The organism is Microbacterium sp. LWS13-1.2 (assembly GCF_040144835.1).
Taxonomy (GTDB): Bacteria; Actinomycetota; Actinomycetes; order Actinomycetales; family Microbacteriaceae; genus Microbacterium.
In genome coordinates this window covers 4,172,328-4,188,727 of record NZ_CP151632.1, presented here as the reverse complement: position 1 = coordinate 4,188,727, position 16,400 = coordinate 4,172,328, and the positions used below count along the sequence as shown (strand labels likewise).

The 16,400-nt window shown below is 69.7% G+C and carries 14 protein-coding genes; 3 read left to right on the top strand and 11 right to left on the bottom strand.

Translation table 11 applies throughout. From position 1 onward, the window contains the following. Nucleotides 1–17: 17 nt before the first annotated feature. The 8 genes from rho to MRBLWS13_RS19250 form a co-directional block, all read right to left on the bottom strand. Entirely contained in the window at nt 18–2,246 is a 2,229-nt protein-coding gene (gene rho / locus MRBLWS13_RS19285; RefSeq protein WP_349426928.1) for a transcription termination factor Rho, read from the bottom strand. Nucleotides 2,247–2,448: 202 nt separating this feature from the next. Continuing rightward, nucleotides 2,449–3,414 carry a homoserine kinase gene (gene thrB, locus MRBLWS13_RS19280; protein ID WP_349426927.1) on the bottom strand — a complete coding sequence of 322 codons (966 nt, stop codon included), beginning with the start codon at nt 3,412–3,414 and terminating at the stop codon, nt 2,449–2,451. After that, a complete protein-coding gene (gene thrC, locus MRBLWS13_RS19275) occupies nt 3,411–4,529 on the bottom strand; it encodes a threonine synthase (RefSeq protein WP_349426926.1) in 1,119 nt (372 codons plus the stop codon). Before thrC ends, thrB begins: the two co-directional genes overlap by 4 nt. A 19-nt stretch (nt 4,530–4,548) precedes the next feature. Beyond that, nucleotides 4,549–5,862 carry a homoserine dehydrogenase gene (locus MRBLWS13_RS19270; RefSeq protein ID WP_349426925.1) on the bottom strand — a complete coding sequence of 438 codons (1,314 nt, stop codon included), beginning with the start codon at nt 5,860–5,862 and terminating at the stop codon, nt 4,549–4,551. After that, nucleotides 5,859–7,349: a diaminopimelate decarboxylase gene (lysA, locus tag MRBLWS13_RS19265; RefSeq protein ID WP_349426924.1), complete on the bottom strand. Its 1,491-nt coding sequence runs from the start codon at nt 7,347–7,349 to the stop codon at nt 5,859–5,861. The genes MRBLWS13_RS19270 and lysA overlap by 4 nt, the downstream gene beginning before the upstream one ends. 167 nt (nt 7,350–7,516) lie before the next feature. Beyond that, the gene (locus MRBLWS13_RS19260) at nt 7,517–8,341 is read right to left on the bottom strand and encodes a DUF2993 domain-containing protein (protein WP_349426922.1); all 825 of its coding nucleotides are present in this window, start codon (nt 8,339–8,341) and stop codon (nt 7,517–7,519) included. 2 nt (nt 8,342–8,343) lie between these two features. Then, the gene (argS, locus tag MRBLWS13_RS19255; RefSeq protein WP_349426921.1) at nt 8,344–10,011 is read right to left on the bottom strand and encodes an arginine--tRNA ligase; all 1,668 of its coding nucleotides are present in this window, start codon (nt 10,009–10,011) and stop codon (nt 8,344–8,346) included. 49 nt (nt 10,012–10,060) lie between these two features. Further along, complete coding sequence (locus MRBLWS13_RS19250; RefSeq protein WP_349426920.1) at nt 10,061–10,915, bottom strand: transglutaminase-like domain-containing protein; 855 nt, start codon at nt 10,913–10,915, stop codon at nt 10,061–10,063. 160 nt (nt 10,916–11,075) lie between these two features. Between MRBLWS13_RS19250 and MRBLWS13_RS19245 the strand changes: the two genes are divergently transcribed. Then, complete coding sequence (locus MRBLWS13_RS19245; protein WP_349426919.1) at nt 11,076–11,900, top strand: SGNH/GDSL hydrolase family protein; 825 nt, start codon at nt 11,076–11,078, stop codon at nt 11,898–11,900. Between the two features lie 84 nt (nt 11,901–11,984). Here MRBLWS13_RS19245 and MRBLWS13_RS19240 read toward each other — a convergent pair whose 3' ends face one another. Together MRBLWS13_RS19240 and MRBLWS13_RS19235 are read right to left on the bottom strand one after the other, a co-directional pair. After that, nucleotides 11,985–12,365 carry a YciI family protein gene (locus MRBLWS13_RS19240; protein WP_349426918.1) on the bottom strand — a complete coding sequence of 127 codons (381 nt, stop codon included), beginning with the start codon at nt 12,363–12,365 and terminating at the stop codon, nt 11,985–11,987. Between the two features lie 249 nt (nt 12,366–12,614). Beyond that, nucleotides 12,615–13,217 carry a TetR family transcriptional regulator C-terminal domain-containing protein gene (locus MRBLWS13_RS19235; RefSeq protein ID WP_349426917.1) on the bottom strand — a complete coding sequence of 201 codons (603 nt, stop codon included), beginning with the start codon at nt 13,215–13,217 and terminating at the stop codon, nt 12,615–12,617. A 68-nt stretch (nt 13,218–13,285) separates the two neighbouring features. Between MRBLWS13_RS19235 and MRBLWS13_RS19230 the strand changes: the two genes are divergently transcribed. Further along, on the top strand, nt 13,286–13,861 hold the full coding sequence (locus MRBLWS13_RS19230) for a DUF1992 domain-containing protein (protein WP_349426916.1): 576 nt from the start codon (nt 13,286–13,288) through the stop codon (nt 13,859–13,861). Between the two features lie 1,130 nt (nt 13,862–14,991). On the opposite strand, the gene MRBLWS13_RS19225 is transcribed toward MRBLWS13_RS19230, so the two are convergent. Then, on the bottom strand, nt 14,992–15,360 hold the full coding sequence (locus tag MRBLWS13_RS19225; protein ID WP_349426915.1) for a YciI family protein: 369 nt from the start codon (nt 15,358–15,360) through the stop codon (nt 14,992–14,994). Nucleotides 15,361–15,655: 295 nt separating this feature from the next. Between MRBLWS13_RS19225 and MRBLWS13_RS19220 the strand changes: the two genes are divergently transcribed. Next, nucleotides 15,656–16,318: a hypothetical protein gene (locus MRBLWS13_RS19220; protein ID WP_349426914.1), complete on the top strand. Its 663-nt coding sequence runs from the start codon at nt 15,656–15,658 to the stop codon at nt 16,316–16,318. The last annotated feature ends 82 nt before the right edge of the window (nt 16,319–16,400 follow it).

Sequence of the window (16,400 nt, the reverse complement as noted above, 5' to 3'; positions counted from 1 at the left end):
GGCTCGACCATCGGGGATCAGCGGATGCTGTTGTCGTCCGCGTGGCTGCGTCCGCCGCTGTGGCCGGTGGTGGGAGCCGGGATCGACTTCTGCATCTGCACGAGGAACTCGACGTTCGACGACGTCTCCTTGAGCTTGCCGAGCACGACCTCGAGGGCCTGCTGCGGGTCGAGACCCGCCAGCGCGCGACGCAGCTTCCAGGTGATCTTGACCTCGTCGGGCGAGAGCAGCATCTCCTCGCGGCGGGTGCTCGACGCGTTGACGTCGACCGCCGGGAAGATGCGCTTGTCGGCGAGCTGGCGCGACAGGCGCAGCTCGCTGTTGCCGGTGCCCTTGAACTCCTCGAAGATGACGTCGTCCATCTTGGAGCCGGTCTCGACGAGCGCGGTCGCGAGGATCGTGAGCGATCCGCCGTTCTCGATGTTGCGCGCGGCGCCGAAGAAGCGCTTGGGCGGGTACAGCGCCGAGGCGTCGACGCCACCGGTGAGCACACGGCCCGAGGTGGGCGCCGAGATGTTGTACGCACGGCCCAGACGCGTGATCGAGTCGAGCAGCACGACGACGTCGCGGCCGAGCTCCACCAGGCGCTTGGCGCGCTCGATGGCGAGCTCGGCGACCGTGGTGTGATCCTCGGCGGGACGGTCGAAGGTCGAGGCGATGACCTCGCCCTTCACGGTGCGCTGCATGTCGGTGACCTCTTCGGGCCGCTCGTCGACCAGCACCACCATGAGGTGGACCTCGGGGTTGTTGATCGAGATCGCATTGGCGATCTGCTGCAGCACGATCGTCTTGCCGGCCTTGGGCGGCGCGACGATGAGGCCGCGCTGACCCTTGCCGATGGGCGCGACGAGGTCGATGATGCGCTGGGTCAACTTCTCGGGCCCGGTCTCGAGGCGCAAGCGCTCCTGCGGGTACAGCGGCGTCAGCTTGCCGAACTCGACACGTGTCGCGGCGTCGTCGACCGAGAGGCCGTTGACGGCGTCGACCTTGACCAGCGCGTTGTACTTCTGGCGGCTGGACTGCTCGCCCTCGCGCGGCTGCTTGATGGCGCCGACGACCGCGTCGCCCTTGCGGAGGTTGTACTTCTTGACCTGTCCGAGCGAGACGTAGACGTCGCTCGGGCCGGGCAGGTAGCCGGACGTGCGGACGAACGCGTAGTTGTCGAGCACGTCGAGGATGCCGGCGATCGGGATGAGGACGTCGTCCTCGCCGATCTCGGTGTCGAACTCGTCACCGCTGCTGGCCTGCGTGCCGCGGCGCTTGTTGCGCTGGCGGCCACGGCCGTTGCCCTGCGACTGCTGGTCGTCCTCGGGCGTCTCTGCCTTGGCGGGCTCGGCCGCGGCGGGCTGCGCCTTCTGGTTCTGATCGCCCTGGGTGTTCTGCGCCTGCGCGCCCTGACCGCCCTGGGCGTTCTGGTTCTGGGCGTTCTGGTTGCGGTTGCGGCTGCGGCTGCGGCTGCGGCTCCGCCCACGAGACGGCGCCTCGCCGCCCTCGCCCTCGGCGGCCTGCTCGCCGTCACCCGACTCGGCGGGCGTCTCGGCGTCGGCCTCGGTCGCCTCTGCGGCGACGGATGCCGCCTCCGCGGCGTTCTCGCCGCCCTCGGCTGGCGCGGACTCGGCCGGCGCGGCTTCGGTCTGCGGGGCTTCTGCCGCGGCGTCGTCGGCCGGTGCGGCGTCGGCAGCGGCCTCGGCCGGTGCCTCGACGGGCTCGGCCGGTGCGACGTCGGTGCTCTTGGCACGGCGCGGCGCGCGCTTGCGGGGCGCCTTCACCGGCGCAGCCGGGGCCTCTTCGGCGACGACTTCCTCAGCCACGGCCTCGGCCACGACCGCCTCGATGACGGCCTCCTCGGCGACGGCGTCGGCGGCAGCCGCCTCGGCGACCGCCTCTTCGGCGACGGCGTCGGCGATGAGCGCCTCGGCCACGGCCTCATCGGCGACGGCTTCCGCGGCCTCCGCCGCAGCCTGATCGCCGGCATCCTCGGCGACGATCGCCTCGGCGACCGCCTCCTCGGCGACCTCTTCGGCGGCGACGGCCTCGACGACGGCCTCATCGGCGACGGCGTCGGCCACGACGGCCTCGGCCACGGCTTCTTCGGCGATCTCTTCGGCGGCGACGGCCTCGATCACGGCTTCTTCAGCCACGGCGTCGGCCGGGGCTTCGATGGTCTCGGCGTTCTCGACACCCTCGGGCGCTTCCGCGCGCTCGTCGGCCGGAACGTCAGCATGGACCTCGGAGATGGACTCCACGAGTTCTCCCTTGTGAAAAACGAACGAATGTGCACGACTCGCACAGCACTGCGGGTAGCGTCTGCCCGTCTCGATCAGTTGTCACGCCTGTCGAAACTCCCGCCGACGGGGTGAGGGACCGCGAGGGTGCTCAGCGGACGTCGGCAGGTCAGAATGCCGTGCGGTGGTTTCGCAGATTTGCGACGGAGGCCAGATTCACGTATTACGTGGAACCCTCCGCGTACTCCCTCACTGTACCACCCTTGAAGTCGACGGCGAGCATGAGCGCCTCCCACGGGGTGTCTGTCACGGCGGCGGCCAGGGCCGCCGCTTCGAGGCGTCGACCGGGTCCGTCGGCGAGCACGAGCACGCTCGGACCCGCCCCCGATACGACCGCCGCGAAGCCCTCCGCACGGAGTGCCCGCACGAGACCGTCGGTCTCGGGCATCGCGCTCGCACGGTAGTTCTGGTGGAGCTTGTCCTCGGTGGCGGCCTGGAGCAGTTCGGGACTCTGCGTGAGCGCCGCGATCAGCAGCGCGGAGCGCGAGACGTTGAAGACGGCGTCCTCGCGCGGCACCTGCATGGGCTGCAGGCTGCGCGCGAGCTTGGTCGACATCGTGAACTCCGGCACGAAGACGAGCGGCGACACGCCCCGATGGACGAGCAGCTTCTTGTGCTGGGGTCCGCCGTCATCGACCCAGGCGATCGTGAGACCGCCGAACAGCGCGGGCGCCACGTTGTCGGGGTGGCCCTCCAGCTCCGTCGCCAGACGCAGCAGGGCATCCGGGCCCAGTTCCACGTCGCCCTCGAGCAGGCCCTTGGCTGCCAGCAGGCCCGACACCACCGCGGCACCCGACGAGCCGAGGCCGCGGCCGTGCGGGATGACGTTGCGGGCGACGAGGCGGAGACCCGGCATCCGTCGTCCTGCGGATTCGAACGCGTAGGCGATCGCCCGCACCACCAGGTGCGAGGCGTCGCGCGGCACGTCCGCGGCACCGGCCCCCTCGACCTCGATCTCGAGCTCGCCCTCAGGCAGCACCGTCACGTCGAGCTCGTCGTACAGGCTCAGCGCGAGGCCGAGCGTGTCGAAACCGGGCCCGAGGTTCGCGCTCGTCGCCGGAACCCGCACCACGACCCGGCGCCCGGGGAGGGCGCCGTGGCCGGATGCGGCCGCGACGGCTGCGCTCACGCGCGCGGTCCCTGAGCTTCGACAGACTCGGCGGCAGCGGCGGCCGGCGCCAGTTCGAGGACGGATGCCACTTCCGACGTCGTCGCGTCGACCACGGTGGGTTGGACCTCCGAGCCGTCGGCGTTGCGCAGCGCCCAGTGCGGGTCCTTGAGACCGTGGCCGGTGACCGTCAGCACGACGCGCGCGCGCTGCGGCACCACGCCGGCCTCGACGCGGTCGAGGAGTCCCGCGACGCTGATCGCCGACGCCGGCTCGACGAAGATCCCGACCTGGCCGGCGAGGAGCTTCTGCGCCGCGAGGATGCGGTCGTCGTCGATGGCGCCGAAGTAGCCGTCGGTCGCCGCGCGCGCCTCGAGCGCGAGGTCCCACGATGCGGGGTTGCCGATGCGGATGGCGCTGGCCACCGTCTCGGGGTTCTTCACGACCTCGCCGCGCACGAGCGGCGCGGAGCCCTCGGCCTGGAAGCCGAACATGCGCGGCACGCGGGTCGACACGTTCGCCGCGGCCTCCTCGGTGTAGCCGCGCGTGTAGGCGGTGTAGTTGCCCGCGTTGCCGACGGGGATGAAGTGGAAGTCCGGTGCGTCGCCCAGCTGCTCGACGATCTCGTACGCCGCCGTCTTCTGTCCGTCGATGCGGTCGGGGTTGACCGAGTTCACGAGGTGGACCGGGTAGTTGTCGGCGAGCTCGCGCGCGATCTCGAGGCAGTCGTCGAAGTTGCCGCGGATCTGGATGAGGCGGCCGTTGTGCGCGACGGCCTGGCTGAGCTTGCCCATCGCGATCTTGCCCTCGGGAACGAGGACCGCGGCCGTGATGCCGGCGTGCGCCGCGTAGGCGGCGGCCGAGGCCGACGTGTTGCCGGTCGACGCGCAGATCACGGCCTTGGCGCCGTGGTCGATCGCACGCGACACGGCGACCGTCATCCCACGGTCCTTGAACGACCCGGTGGGGTTCATGCCCTCGAACTTCACCCACACGTCCGTGCCGGTGAGGCGCGACAGCGCCGGTGCGGGCAGCAGCGGGGTGCCGCCCTCTCCCAGCGTGACCACGGTCGAGGCATCCGTCACGCCCAGACGATCTGCGTACTCGCGGAGGACTCCGCGCCAAACATGTGCCATGTCAGTCTCCTTCAGACCCTCAGTTGCCTTCGACCCGCAGAACCGAGACGACGCGGTCCACGACGCCGCTGGCGGCCAGTCGGTCCACCGTCTCGCTCAGGTCCTGCTCCAACGCCTTGTGCGTGCCGATCACCAGTCGGGCGACGCCGCCCTCGTCGTCGCCCGATTCGACGACCGTCTGCTCGACGGTGGCGATCGAGACGCGCCCCTCGCTGAGGATGCCGGCGACAGTCGCGAGCACGCCCGGCTGGTCGTCGACCTCGAGCGTGATCTGGTAACTCGTGGTGACACGGCCGACGGGGACGATGGGGAGGTTCGCCAGCGTCGACTCGCCGACGCCCACGCCGCCGGCGATGTGGCGCCGCGCCGCCGACACGACGTCGCCGAGCACGGCCGACGCGGTCTGCACGCCGCCGGCGCCGGCGCCGTAGAACATGAGGTTGCCCGCGGCCTCGGCCTGCACGAACACCGCGTTGTTGGCGCCGTGCACGCTGGCGAGCGGGTGGGCGCGGTCGATGAGCGCCGGGTACACCCGCACCGAGATGGACTCGCCGGACTCCTCGGTCAGGCGCTCGCACACCGCCAGCAGCTTGATGACGTAGCCGGCGTGGCGCGCGGCATCCATCATGGACGAGTCGATCGACGAGATCCCCTCGCGGTGCACCGCCTCGAGCGGCACCGTCGTGTGGAACGCCAGGCTCGCGAGGATCGCGGCCTTCTGCGCGGCGTCGTAGCCCTCGACGTCGGCCGTCGGGTCGGCCTCAGCGTATCCGAGCCGCTGCGCGTCGGCGAGCACCGCCGAGAACTCGGCGCCCTCGGTGTCCATGCGGTCGAGGATGTAGTTGGTCGTGCCGTTGACGATGCCCATGATGCGCTGCACGCGGTCGCCGGCGAGCGAGTCGCGCAGCGGCCGGATGATCGGGATCGCACCGGCCGCCGCGGCCTCGTAGTAGACCTCGGCGCCCACCTGGTCGGCCGCGTCGAAGATCTCGGGGCCGTGGGTCGCGAGCAGCGCCTTGTTGGCGGTCACGACGTCGGCGCCCGAGTTGATCGCGTGCAGGAGGTACGTGCGCGCCGGCTCGATGCCGCCCATGAGCTCGATGACGATGTCGGAGCCGACGATGAGCGAGTCCGCGTCGGTGGTGAAGAGTTCCGGGGGCAGCTCGACGTCGCGCTTGGCGTCGACGTCGCGCACCGCGATGCCGACCAGCTCCAGCCGTGCTCCCGCCCGGTCGGCGAGCTCGTCGGCGTGCTGGCGCAGCAGCGCCGCGACCTGCGAGCCGACGGCTCCGGCTCCCAGCAGTGCGACGCGGAGGCGGCGGTAGTCGGTCACTTCGACTCGCTTCGCTCGCTCAGTACGGGCATCCGTTGTTTCCCTTCCATCGGTGCGTCCGCGAGGGGACGCCCAGCTTCGAACACAGCCGTCTCGAGGCCGGCATCGCGGGCGAGCAGATCGTCGATCGTCTCGCCGCGCACGATGACGCGCGCCTCTCCCCCGCGCAGCGCCACGACGGGCGGGCGGGGGACGTAGTTGTAGTTGCTCGCGAGCGAGAAGCAATAGGCGCCGGTCGCGGGCACGGCGAGCAGATCGCCAGGCGACACATCGCCCGGGAGGTACTCGGCGTCGACCACGATGTCGCCCGACTCGCAGTGCTTTCCGACGACCCGCGCGAGCGCCGGCTCGGCACCGCTCGTGCGCGACGCGATCCGCGCCGAGAACTGCGCGCCGTACAGGGCGGGGCGGGCGTTGTCGCTCATACCGCCGTCCACGCTGACGTACAGCCGCGTGTCGCCGCTCTCGAGCGCGACCGGCTTGGTCGTGCCGACCTCGTAGAGCGTCACGCCCGCGCGGCCGACGATCGCGCGACCGGGCTCGAAGGCGAGGTGGGGAACCGGGATGCCGCGCACCTCGCACTGCCGCGCGACGGCCTCGGCGATGCCGAGCGCGAGCGCCTCGATCGGCGTCGGATCGTCGACCGACGTGTAGGCGATGCCGAAGCCGCCGCCGAGGTTGAGCACCGGCAGCTCGCCGCCCTCCCGCAGCTCGGCGTGGAGCTCGACGATGCGCGCGGCGGACTCCTCGAACCCGGCGGTGCCGAAGATCTGCGAACCGATGTGGCAGTGCAGGCCCACGAACTCCAGGCCCGGCAGCTCGCGGATGCGCGCCACGGCGGCCGGGGCATCCGTCAGCGTGAAGCCGAACTTCTGGTCTTCGTGGGCCGTCGCGAGGAAGTCGTGGGTCTCGGCGTGCACGCCGCTGTTGACCCGCAGCAGCACCGCCTGCGAGACCCCGCGGCGCTCGACGATCGCCGCGAGACGCTCGATCTCGATGAGGCTGTCGATGACGATGGACCCGACGCCCGCCTCGACGGCGCGCTCGAGCTCGGGCACGGACTTGTTGTTGCCGTGGAAGCCGAGGCGCGCCGGATCGGCACCCGCCGCGAGGGCGACCGCCAGCTCGCCGCCGGTGCAGACGTCGACCGCGAGCCCCTCCTCGGTCACCCAGCGCACCACCTCGGTGGTCAGCAGCGCCTTGCCGGCGTAGTACACGCGGGCTTGCACGCCGTGCAGCGCCGCCGCCGCGCGGAAGGCGTCGAGCGTGCGCCGTGCGGTGGCGCGCACCTCGTCCTCGTCGACGACGTAGAGCGGCGTTCCGAACCGGTCGCGCAATGCCGTCGCCGGGATGCCGCCGAGCTCGAGGACGCCCTCCTCGTCGCGCGTCGCCGCGGTCGGCCAGACCGCCGGGGCGAGAGCGTTCGCGTCGGCGGGGCGTTCCAGCCATGCGGGGGCGACGGAACGGGTATGCGGGTCGGCGGACACGGTGGACCAATCGGTGGGAGCTTCGACGCGTGGCCGTCCAGGGATGGTGGTACGGCGCTGCCGGCCGGAGGGGTCACGCTCTGGCGGTGACACGGGGTCTCCGGCGGTGCTAGAAGTCTAGGGCACTCGGCTCCCGGCCCCCGTGCCGTGTGACGCCCCGCGGCGTCTCAGGCGCATGTGCCGTTCTGCTGAAGGGCGGGATCCGTGGCGATCGAGCCGTCGACGTCGAAATCGGCGACCAGGAGGTCGCCGTCCACCTCGACGCCGCTGAGCGTGACCCCCGCCGGCAGATACTGCGCGATGCAGATGTTCCAGTCGCGCAGCACGGCATCGGCGAGTCCGCCGAACTGGTCGCGCAGCGCGTCGGCGGTGACCTCTGAGTCGCCGAGCTGGAAGGACGCGGGCGAGAGGACGATCTGCCCCTCCGCCGCCGAGGGCGTCAGCGCCACCCCGATGGGGATGGCGACGCCGAACAGCTGCAGATCCAGCGACATCGTGACGTTCGGGGCCGCCAGGCCGACGGTGTCGGAGGGGAAGCCCTCGACCGTCGCCAGCAGCGTCTGCAGCTGGGCCTCGTCGAACGAGACCGTGGCGGTCGCACCGCTCATCTCGCCGGTGGCACGCACCGCCACATCGTGTGCGGTGACCGTGACGTCGCCGGTGACGCCGCCGAAGGTGACGTCGTCGGACGCGATCGTGAGGTCGTCGATGCTGCCGCCGATGAGCTGCGGGATCATGGCGCCGGCGACCTCGACGTCGATCTGCTGATCGGCCGGCAGCGCCAGCTGCGTGCGCACCTGGTCGCGCACCACACCTGTCACGATCTGGCGCGCGATCGCGTCCGCCGCGAACCACGCGGCGACGGCGAGCACCGCGACGATCGCGAACGCCACGATCCACGGCCACACGCGGCGCCGCGGAGCCGGCGCCGGCGCGGCGGGCACCATGTCGTCGGGAAGGGGTTCGGTCGCCTGCGTGTCGCCGTGGGCCATCTCTACATCCGTTCCGGTGCGGTCACGCCCAGCAGATCGAGTCCGTTGCGCAGCACCTGTCCCGTGGCGTCGTTGAGCCACAGGCGGGTGCGGTGAACCGGCTCGACGGGCTCGTCGCCCAGCGGGATGACGCGGCGGTTGTCGTACCAGCGGTGGTAGAGCCCGGCGAGCTCCTCGAGATAGCGGGCGACGCGGTGCGGCTCGCGCACCTCGGCGGCGAACCCGACGATGCGCGGGAACTCCTGCAGCGCGCCGAGGAGCGCCGACTCGGTCTCATGCGTGAGCAGCTCCGGCGCGAACTCGGAGCGGTCGACCCCGGATGCCGCGGCGTTTCGCCCGACGTTGTGCGTGCGCGCATGCGCGTACTGCACGTAGAAGACGGGGTTGTCGTTCGTGCGCTTGCGGAGGATCTCGGGGTCGAGCGTCAGCGGCGAATCGGCGGGATAGCGCGCGAGCGAGTACCGCAGGGCATCGGTGCCGATCCAGTCGCGCAGGTCGTCGAGCTCGATGATGTTGCCCGCGCGCTTGGACAGCCGTGCGCCGTTGACCGACACGAGCTGGCCGATGAGCACCTCGATGTCCTTGTCGGGATCGTCACCCGCCGCGCCGGCGAGCGCCTTCAGGCGGTGGACGTAGCCGTGGTGGTCGGCACCGAGCAGGTAGATCTTGTGCGCGAAGCCGCGGTCGCCCTTGTTGAGGTAGTACGCGGCGTCGGCGGCGAAGTAGGTGTACTCGCCGTTGGATCGGCGGATGACGCGGTCCTTGTCGTCGCCGAAGTCGGTGGTGCGCACCCAGACGGCGCCCTCGTCGTCGAAGACGTGGCCCTGCTCGCGCAGGCGGTCGACCGCCTCGTCGACGAGACTGGGCTCGCCGTTCGATCCCTTCGCGTGGAGCGTCCGCTCGCTGAAGAACACGTCGAAGTGGACATTGAACTTCTCGAGCGAGGCCTGCAGGTCGCCGAGCTGGAGTTCGTACGCGCGGTCCCGCGCGACGGCGAGCTGCTCGTCGGCCGGCAGCGACAGCAGGTCGGGCACGGCGGAGAGGACGCGCTGTGCGAGGTCGTCGATGTACGAACCCGGGTAGCCGTCGTCGGGGGTCGGCTCGCCCTTCGCGGCTGCCAGGACGGAACGGCCGAACCGGTCCATCTGGGCGCCCGCGTCGTTCACGTAGAACTCACGCACGAGCGTCGCGCCGCTGGCCAGCAGCAGACGCGCCATCGAGTCGCCGAGCGCGGCCCAGCGGGTGTGGCCGATGTGCATCGGGCCGGTCGGGTTCGCGCTGACGAACTCGAGGTTGATCGTGTTGCCCCGCTGCGACTCGTTCGTGCCGAAGGCGGCGCCGGCATCGACGATGGTCTTCGCGAGCGCGCCGGCGGCGGCGGCATCCAGCCGGATGTTGATGAAGCCGGGACCGGCGACCTCGACGCCCGCGACGCCGTCGACCTCGGAGAGCCCGGCGGCGATGTCGGCCGCGAACTCGCGCGGGTTCGCGCCGACGACCTTCGCCAGCTTGAGCGCCGCGTTGGACGCCCAGTCGCCGTGGTCGCGGTTCTTGGGCCGCTCGAGCGGCAGATCCGCGGGGGTCAGCCCCTCGGCCGCACCGGGTCGTCGTGCCTCGGCGAGCGGGGCGACGACGGCGAGCAGGGCGGCGGAGAGGGCTTCGGGATTCATAACCGCCCCAGTCTAATTGGAGCGGCCCGTGGGCCTCGGCCCTGCGGGGTCAGGAGATCTGCACCAGCGCGCCGAAGTCGTCGGCGGCGGGATCGGATGCCGCGGGCAGCACGTCGGGCAGTGCGTGGAATCCGTCGAGGGTCGCGGTGTCCGGGAGCACCCACGCGTCCACACGCAGGTGCGTGAGGCCGACGTAGCCGCCGTGGTAGCTGAGGAACGCGCAGTCCGCGGCGTCGCGCCCCGTCGCGATGCGCACGAGCGACCTCCGGTTCGCGAGGCGGGTCGCGTCGATGACGTACCAGGCGCCGTCGAGGTACGCCTCGGCCACGGCGTGGAAGTCCATGGGGCGCAGGCCCGGCGCGTAGCAGGCGGCGTAGCGCGCCGGCATGTCCATCGCGCGCAGCAGGGCGATGACGACGTGCGCGTAGTCGCGGCATACGCCCTGCCCGGTCATCAGGGTCGTCACGGCGCTGTCGGTGCCCTGGCTGAGGCCCGGGGTATAGGTCGTGCTCGTCGAGACGAACTCCGACACCGCCGCGATGAGGTCGTGGCCGGACAGTCCCTTGAACTGCCGGCGAGCCTGCTGGAACACCTCGTCGGACTGCGCGTACCGGCTCGGGCGCAGATAGGTGATGGCCTCGAGATCGCTCGTGCGGCTCGTCGACGCCTGCCCGTCGACCGTGGCCTCGTAGCGGATCTCGAGGCGACCCGGCTCGCCCGTGAGGCGGTGCAGCCGGCTCCCCGACTGGTCGACGATCTCGGTCGGGGTGTACACGCGATCGCCCTGGATGAAGGTCAGCTGCTCGTTCGAGACCGGCACCGCCTGGGCGGCCGCGATCTGGAAGATGAGGTCGACGGATGCCCCCAGTTCGAGGTCCATCTCAGCGGTCACGACGCGTTGCACCGAAGTATCCTCGCACGCCGCGACGGCTGCGTCGCACGGACTTCCACAGGGTCGGCCGCAGCCGGCGGACGGCGGTGCGATACCTCAGGATCCGCTGCGTGGAATCCCCTGTTCACGGCGCATGTTCGGTGTTCGGCGACGGATGACTTACCCTCTTCTCATGCACGCGCCCGGCCGCACCCGAGCACGGCGACTGCTGCTCCCCCTGCTGGGCGCTGCGCTGGCCGTCGCTGCAGTGTGCGCCGTGGCGGTCCTGCGCCCCTGGGGCGCGCCGGAGCCGGTGGCTCCCGTGGCCGTGGCAGAAGGCGATGCCGGCGTCTCGGCATCCGTCCCGCCCGCCCCTCTCGTGCTCGAGGACGATGCGCGGGTGCTGGTGTTCGGCGACTCGTGGGTCTACGGATCGGCCGCGACCGTGCCGACCCTCGGTTTCGCGTACCTGCTCGCCGACGAACTCGGCGTCGAGACGGTCGTGGACGGGGTGCGCGGCAGCGGCTACCTGAAGCCCGGCCTGGACGGGCCGGCCTACGGCGAGCGCATCGACGCCCTCGACCCCGCGCTCGACCCCGACGTCATCATCGTCGAAGGCTCGATCAACGACCGCAAGCTGTACCCGACCGGTTACCGGGATGCCGTCACGGCCGCGTGGGACGCGCTCGCGGCCCGCTATCCCGACGCCGCGATCGTCGTCCTCGGCCCCTCCCCGCAGGTCCTGCCGGTCGAGAGCTCCACGCGCAGCATCGACGCCGATCTGGGCGAGCTGGCCGCCGCCCGCGGCTGGTGGTACATCTCGCCGATCGCCGACGACTGGATCACCACCGCCAACTACCTCGACGTCATCGACACCGGTCCGATCGGCCGCGATCATCCCTCGACCGATGGCCACGCGTACCTCGCCGGGCGGGTCGCCGACGCCGTCGAGAGCATGGCGCAGCAGCCGGCGATCGTGGCCGACGCGCCGCACGAGGAGGACGCCCTCACCCGGTGACCCCCGGGCGGTCAGAGATCTCCCCGGAAACGAGGAATCCCAGGCGCCCACCGATTCGTCGCGGAGCCCTCACCGCTCGGCTGGTTAGGCTTCGTCGGGTTCCTCCTGGAGGGCGCGGACCTCGATACGGGAGCCGAGGGCGGCCGAGGCTTGCTCGGCCCAGGCGAGCGCCTTCTCCTGGTCAGGGGCGTCGATGATCCAGAACCCGCCGACGTACTCGGTCGCCTCGACGAACGGGCCGGGTGTGCGGGTGGGCTCGGTTCCGGTCACGTCGACGGTGATCGCGGTGGACGGCGGCTCTAGGCCGCCCGCCGCGACGAAGGCGCCGGCGTCTTTCAGGTCAGAGTTCAACTTGTCGACGGCGGCCATCAGGGCTTCGAGTTCGGCGGGGTCGAAATCCTGCATGGTCTCCATCGTCGGCTCATCGGCGGTGTCGTGCGGAACGGTGAGGAAGTACTGCGTCATTGATCACTTTCCTTGAATGGTGGTTCTTGCGTTGCTTAGTCGGATTCGGTTCAGCGTTGGGTCTGCGGATCCTCCTGGAATTCCTGAATCATCACGGACGATGCGTGAATGCAGATGATCCGCAAAGTCCCGTGTCCGGTGTTCGTGAACAGGTGCCATGGTCGCCGGTGTGCGCGGTGAGGGAGGGCGTCGGCGGGGATCGCGAGCGTTGTGTCCAGGTTGTTCTCCTTGGTGCGGGGTATCGCTCTGTCACGACGAGGAACAGAAGAGTCCATCGAGGTGCTGGTCGATGGCCGCGAGCGCTGCATGCGGTTCGATCACGTTGAGTTCGAGAAGCGGCGCGAAGCCCGTCAGCGCGAGAACGAGGTCCGTTTCGATCGCCGGGTCGCGGTCGGCGGGTATCTGCCCGTGGTCCACCGCCTGTCGGATGAGGTGTTCGATCATCGCGCGGCCGTCACGCAGTCCGATTGCGACCTGCCGGTGCAGCGCGGGGTCGTGCATCGCCTCGAGGACGTAGGCCGCATTCATGCGACTGGTCGCCCGAGCATCAGGCCGAAGAGGGAGAAGCTCTACAACAACCACTCGCAGCACGTCACGAGGATGCGGAGGCTGGTCGAGCGTCGCCATGCCCTGTGCGACACGCTGAGACGTCTGATCGGCGGCGAACTCGATCGCGAATGCCAGCATCTCTGCGCGAGACGAAAAGTAGTGCTGCAGCTGCCCCAGCGAGACTCCCGCTTCACTGGCCACTTCGCGCATGGTCGCTCGCGCCCAGCCTTGCCGGTCGACGATCGTCCACAGCGCACGGGCGATGGACTCGCGTCGCTCGCGATGATCGACCTGCTTGGGCACTTTGCCTCCTCGTTCCAATACGCATGACATAATACACGTGACCGAAAACCTTGCGGAAGGGGGCCCCGATGACAGAACCGGAATGGGGACCACCCCTCGCTTTCTTCAACCCCGCCGCCATCGCCTTCGATACGGAAACGATGATCGCGCTGATCGCAGATATGCAGATCCGCAAGGCGATCGAGCGGGGCGAGTTCGACAATCTGCCCGGAGCCGGCAAGCCGCTCGACCTGTCTGACCACGATGACCCCGATTGGTGGCTCAAGAGCCTCATGAAGCGGGAGGGGATCGTGATGCTGCCGCCGTCCATCCAGCTGCGCAAGGAGGACGCCGCGCTGGACGAGCAGCTCGATCAGCTCTTGAACGAGATCGCCGTGCGTCGTGAGATCGAGCAGTTCAACGAGCGCGTCATCCGCGCCCGCTATCAACTGCCCGCGGGGCCGCCTCTGATCACCACGCCACGTGACATCGAGGCCACCGTGGGCGCGTGGAACGATCGCCGGGTGACCCGCGCGGAGAATGCTCGTCAGCAGGCTGAGGAAGAAGCTCGGGCGCGTGGAGAGGCGAACAGGAATGACCGCAAACGCCGACGACTATTCCGCAAGCGAAGCCATGGATCTTCACCTCGCGGCTCTGAGGCATGAGCAAACCGACGCGCCCGACGGACGCCCGACCCTCACGCTAGACCCAGCCCGACGGGTCAACGCAAACCACCGCCCGGGTAGGCCGGAGCCGCCCTGAAGTGAATCCGCTCACCACGCCGAGACTTGTCCCCGGATGGTCCAAATGTGCGGTTCAGCTGGCGCGGGTGGGCGCCCGGCGTCGGCGAACGAGATCGGTCTTGTTCGAGCTGGCGCACCCGCGCCGAATGATCAGGTGGCGCTCCGCACGCCGGATCGTCTCTGACGGGGCCAGCCACACGACCGGCGGCCTTTCGCGGCTCGGGTGGCCCGTTGTCGGTCCGCCCGCCCCAGAGGGCCGCGCAGCGTTGGGCGGGAAGGGGATCTTCGTGCGGGCCGCGGCGTGCCAAGCGCGTGCCACCAACAGCACCGCGTGCGCCGCGCAGAGCAACGTAGAAAGCATCTCCGCGCTTGGCTCCCTTCATTGCGCCTTCGAGCAAGAAGTCCACCTGCCAGAGGCTGTCCAGCATCGCGGTGCGCAAACGCCTCAGGATACGAAATGACAATGTCGCGCAGGTCGGCGAGAACGCCTGTGGGGTCAGTCAGCGGTACCGCGTGGGCCAATTCGCCCGCGTAGGCGACGTCAGGAAGCCGAATGGATAGCCTGGCTGCGCGTGAAAGCCATGCTCACTCTGATTCGCACGGTGGTATTGCTCTCGGACCCGCTCGATGTTGCGAAGGATCCAATCCACGTCGGTTCCGTCGACCGTGAGCCACCCTCCGCCATCAACCCACGGCTCCCAGCTTCCGGGGGCGGCGATTTCGACAGGGCGGCCGGCCCACCGTCGAGCGAGATCCCGGAATGCTTTCAGGTCAAGAGACTCGCGGTCGCAGTAAAGGCCGAGGTCGAAGTCAGGCCGGTGTGTCTCGCGTCGCGACTGCCTCCGAGCGCGACAACTCGGAAGCCTAGCAGGGCGGATAGCTCGCTTGCCATGTCCTTCAGCAGACGTTCGCCGGTCACGGAACCACCCTATGCATGCTGCTAAAAAGGCCCGGTCGCGGGTCGCCCGGTGACCGATCCCGATCGGGTGGCTCGCCGCACGACTGCCGGTCCGCTGGCGAGTCGAACGTTGCAGGTCCGGCACATCCTGTCGCTAGGCGTCCGACACCTCCTGCAGTGCGCGCACCTCGATTCGTCCCTGCAACGCTGTTGCCGCCCTGATCGTCCACTCCACCGCTGCGGCCTCGTCCGCCACCTCGATCAACCAGAAGCCGCCCACGTACGCCGGCGCCTCGACGAAGGGCTCGTCAAGCACACGGGGCTCACCTGTGGAGACGTCCACTGTCTTCGCGGTCGAAGGCGGATACAGTCCGCCCGCGAACAGCAACGCCCCCGACTCCTCGAGAGCGGCGTTAAACTCGCCGACCGCGGCAAGTGCGGCCTCGAGTTCAGCGGGGTCCATCGTTGCCATCGTCGGCTCCTCGGCTGAGTCATGAGGCACGGTGAGGAAGTACTTCGTCATCGGTTTGATCCTTTCGTCGTGGGCGCTGTGTGCGTCCCCTCATTAACGACGTCGAACGAGCGACGCTCAGATCGACAGCCGGGCCGACTCCGATCCGTGCGTGCAGGCTAGCGCTGGTCAGCGATGCCGCGGTCGGCTTGTTTGGGTCGAGCAGAAGGGGGTCGGCCAGCGCGCGGATGCCGGTCGACCTGCGTAGGTCCCCGTGCGGCGTTGCGGTGTCCGCAATGAGCCGTCGGCAATGCCAACCATCGCGGCGGCGTGATGGCGCGCCTGGAAGATGCGCAAGACTTTACGCATGCTCTCTGAGGCGGAAACCGTCGAACTGCGACAGTTGGGTGAACGGTTTTACAGCTCCGACTCAGACCGCCACCTCAGCGAAGAAGAGCTAGCGCGGCTCCGGCACCTGGAATCCCAAAAAGTACGTCCGCGAGAGGTCATCTCGGAGCCCCCGCCTGAATCGTCCAACGAAAACGGTGTGGCGCTCGACGCCCCGCTACACAGGGCACGGCCGCGCTGGCGTGGCACTCTGGTTGCGGTCACCGCGCTTGTCCTTGGAATCGTGCTCGGATGGCTGGCAAGCAACCTCGTAGTGGGCGACCACCCCGAAGAGGCAGGCAGGATTCCTCCAGAGTTGCTTCGTCCCGCGACAGACGAGGACTTCGTCAATATCGATACCGACACAGCCATGGTGGACCCAACAACAGCGCGATTCATTGCGTCGCTGGATGGCATGGACATTTACCTCGCGACTGACACGGAACAATCACTCATGTGCATCCTTGCCGCCCGAGACGGCACGGTGGAGTCGGCCGGTTGCAGCGGGCTTGATGGCGGCGGGGCCATGGCTAGCGGAGTATCGGAGAGCCTAACGATCGTTGTTGGCGACCCCCAGTCGCTCGGCATCCCTGGCGCCGTGGTCCAACTGAGCGAAACTGTTGCAGCCATCCGGCGGGGATAGGCCGCGTTGCGCGGGTGCCTGTCGATTGACGCCTCAGTGCGCGGACGCCGGTCCGCCTGCGGGCGACCGTTGAAAGAACAAC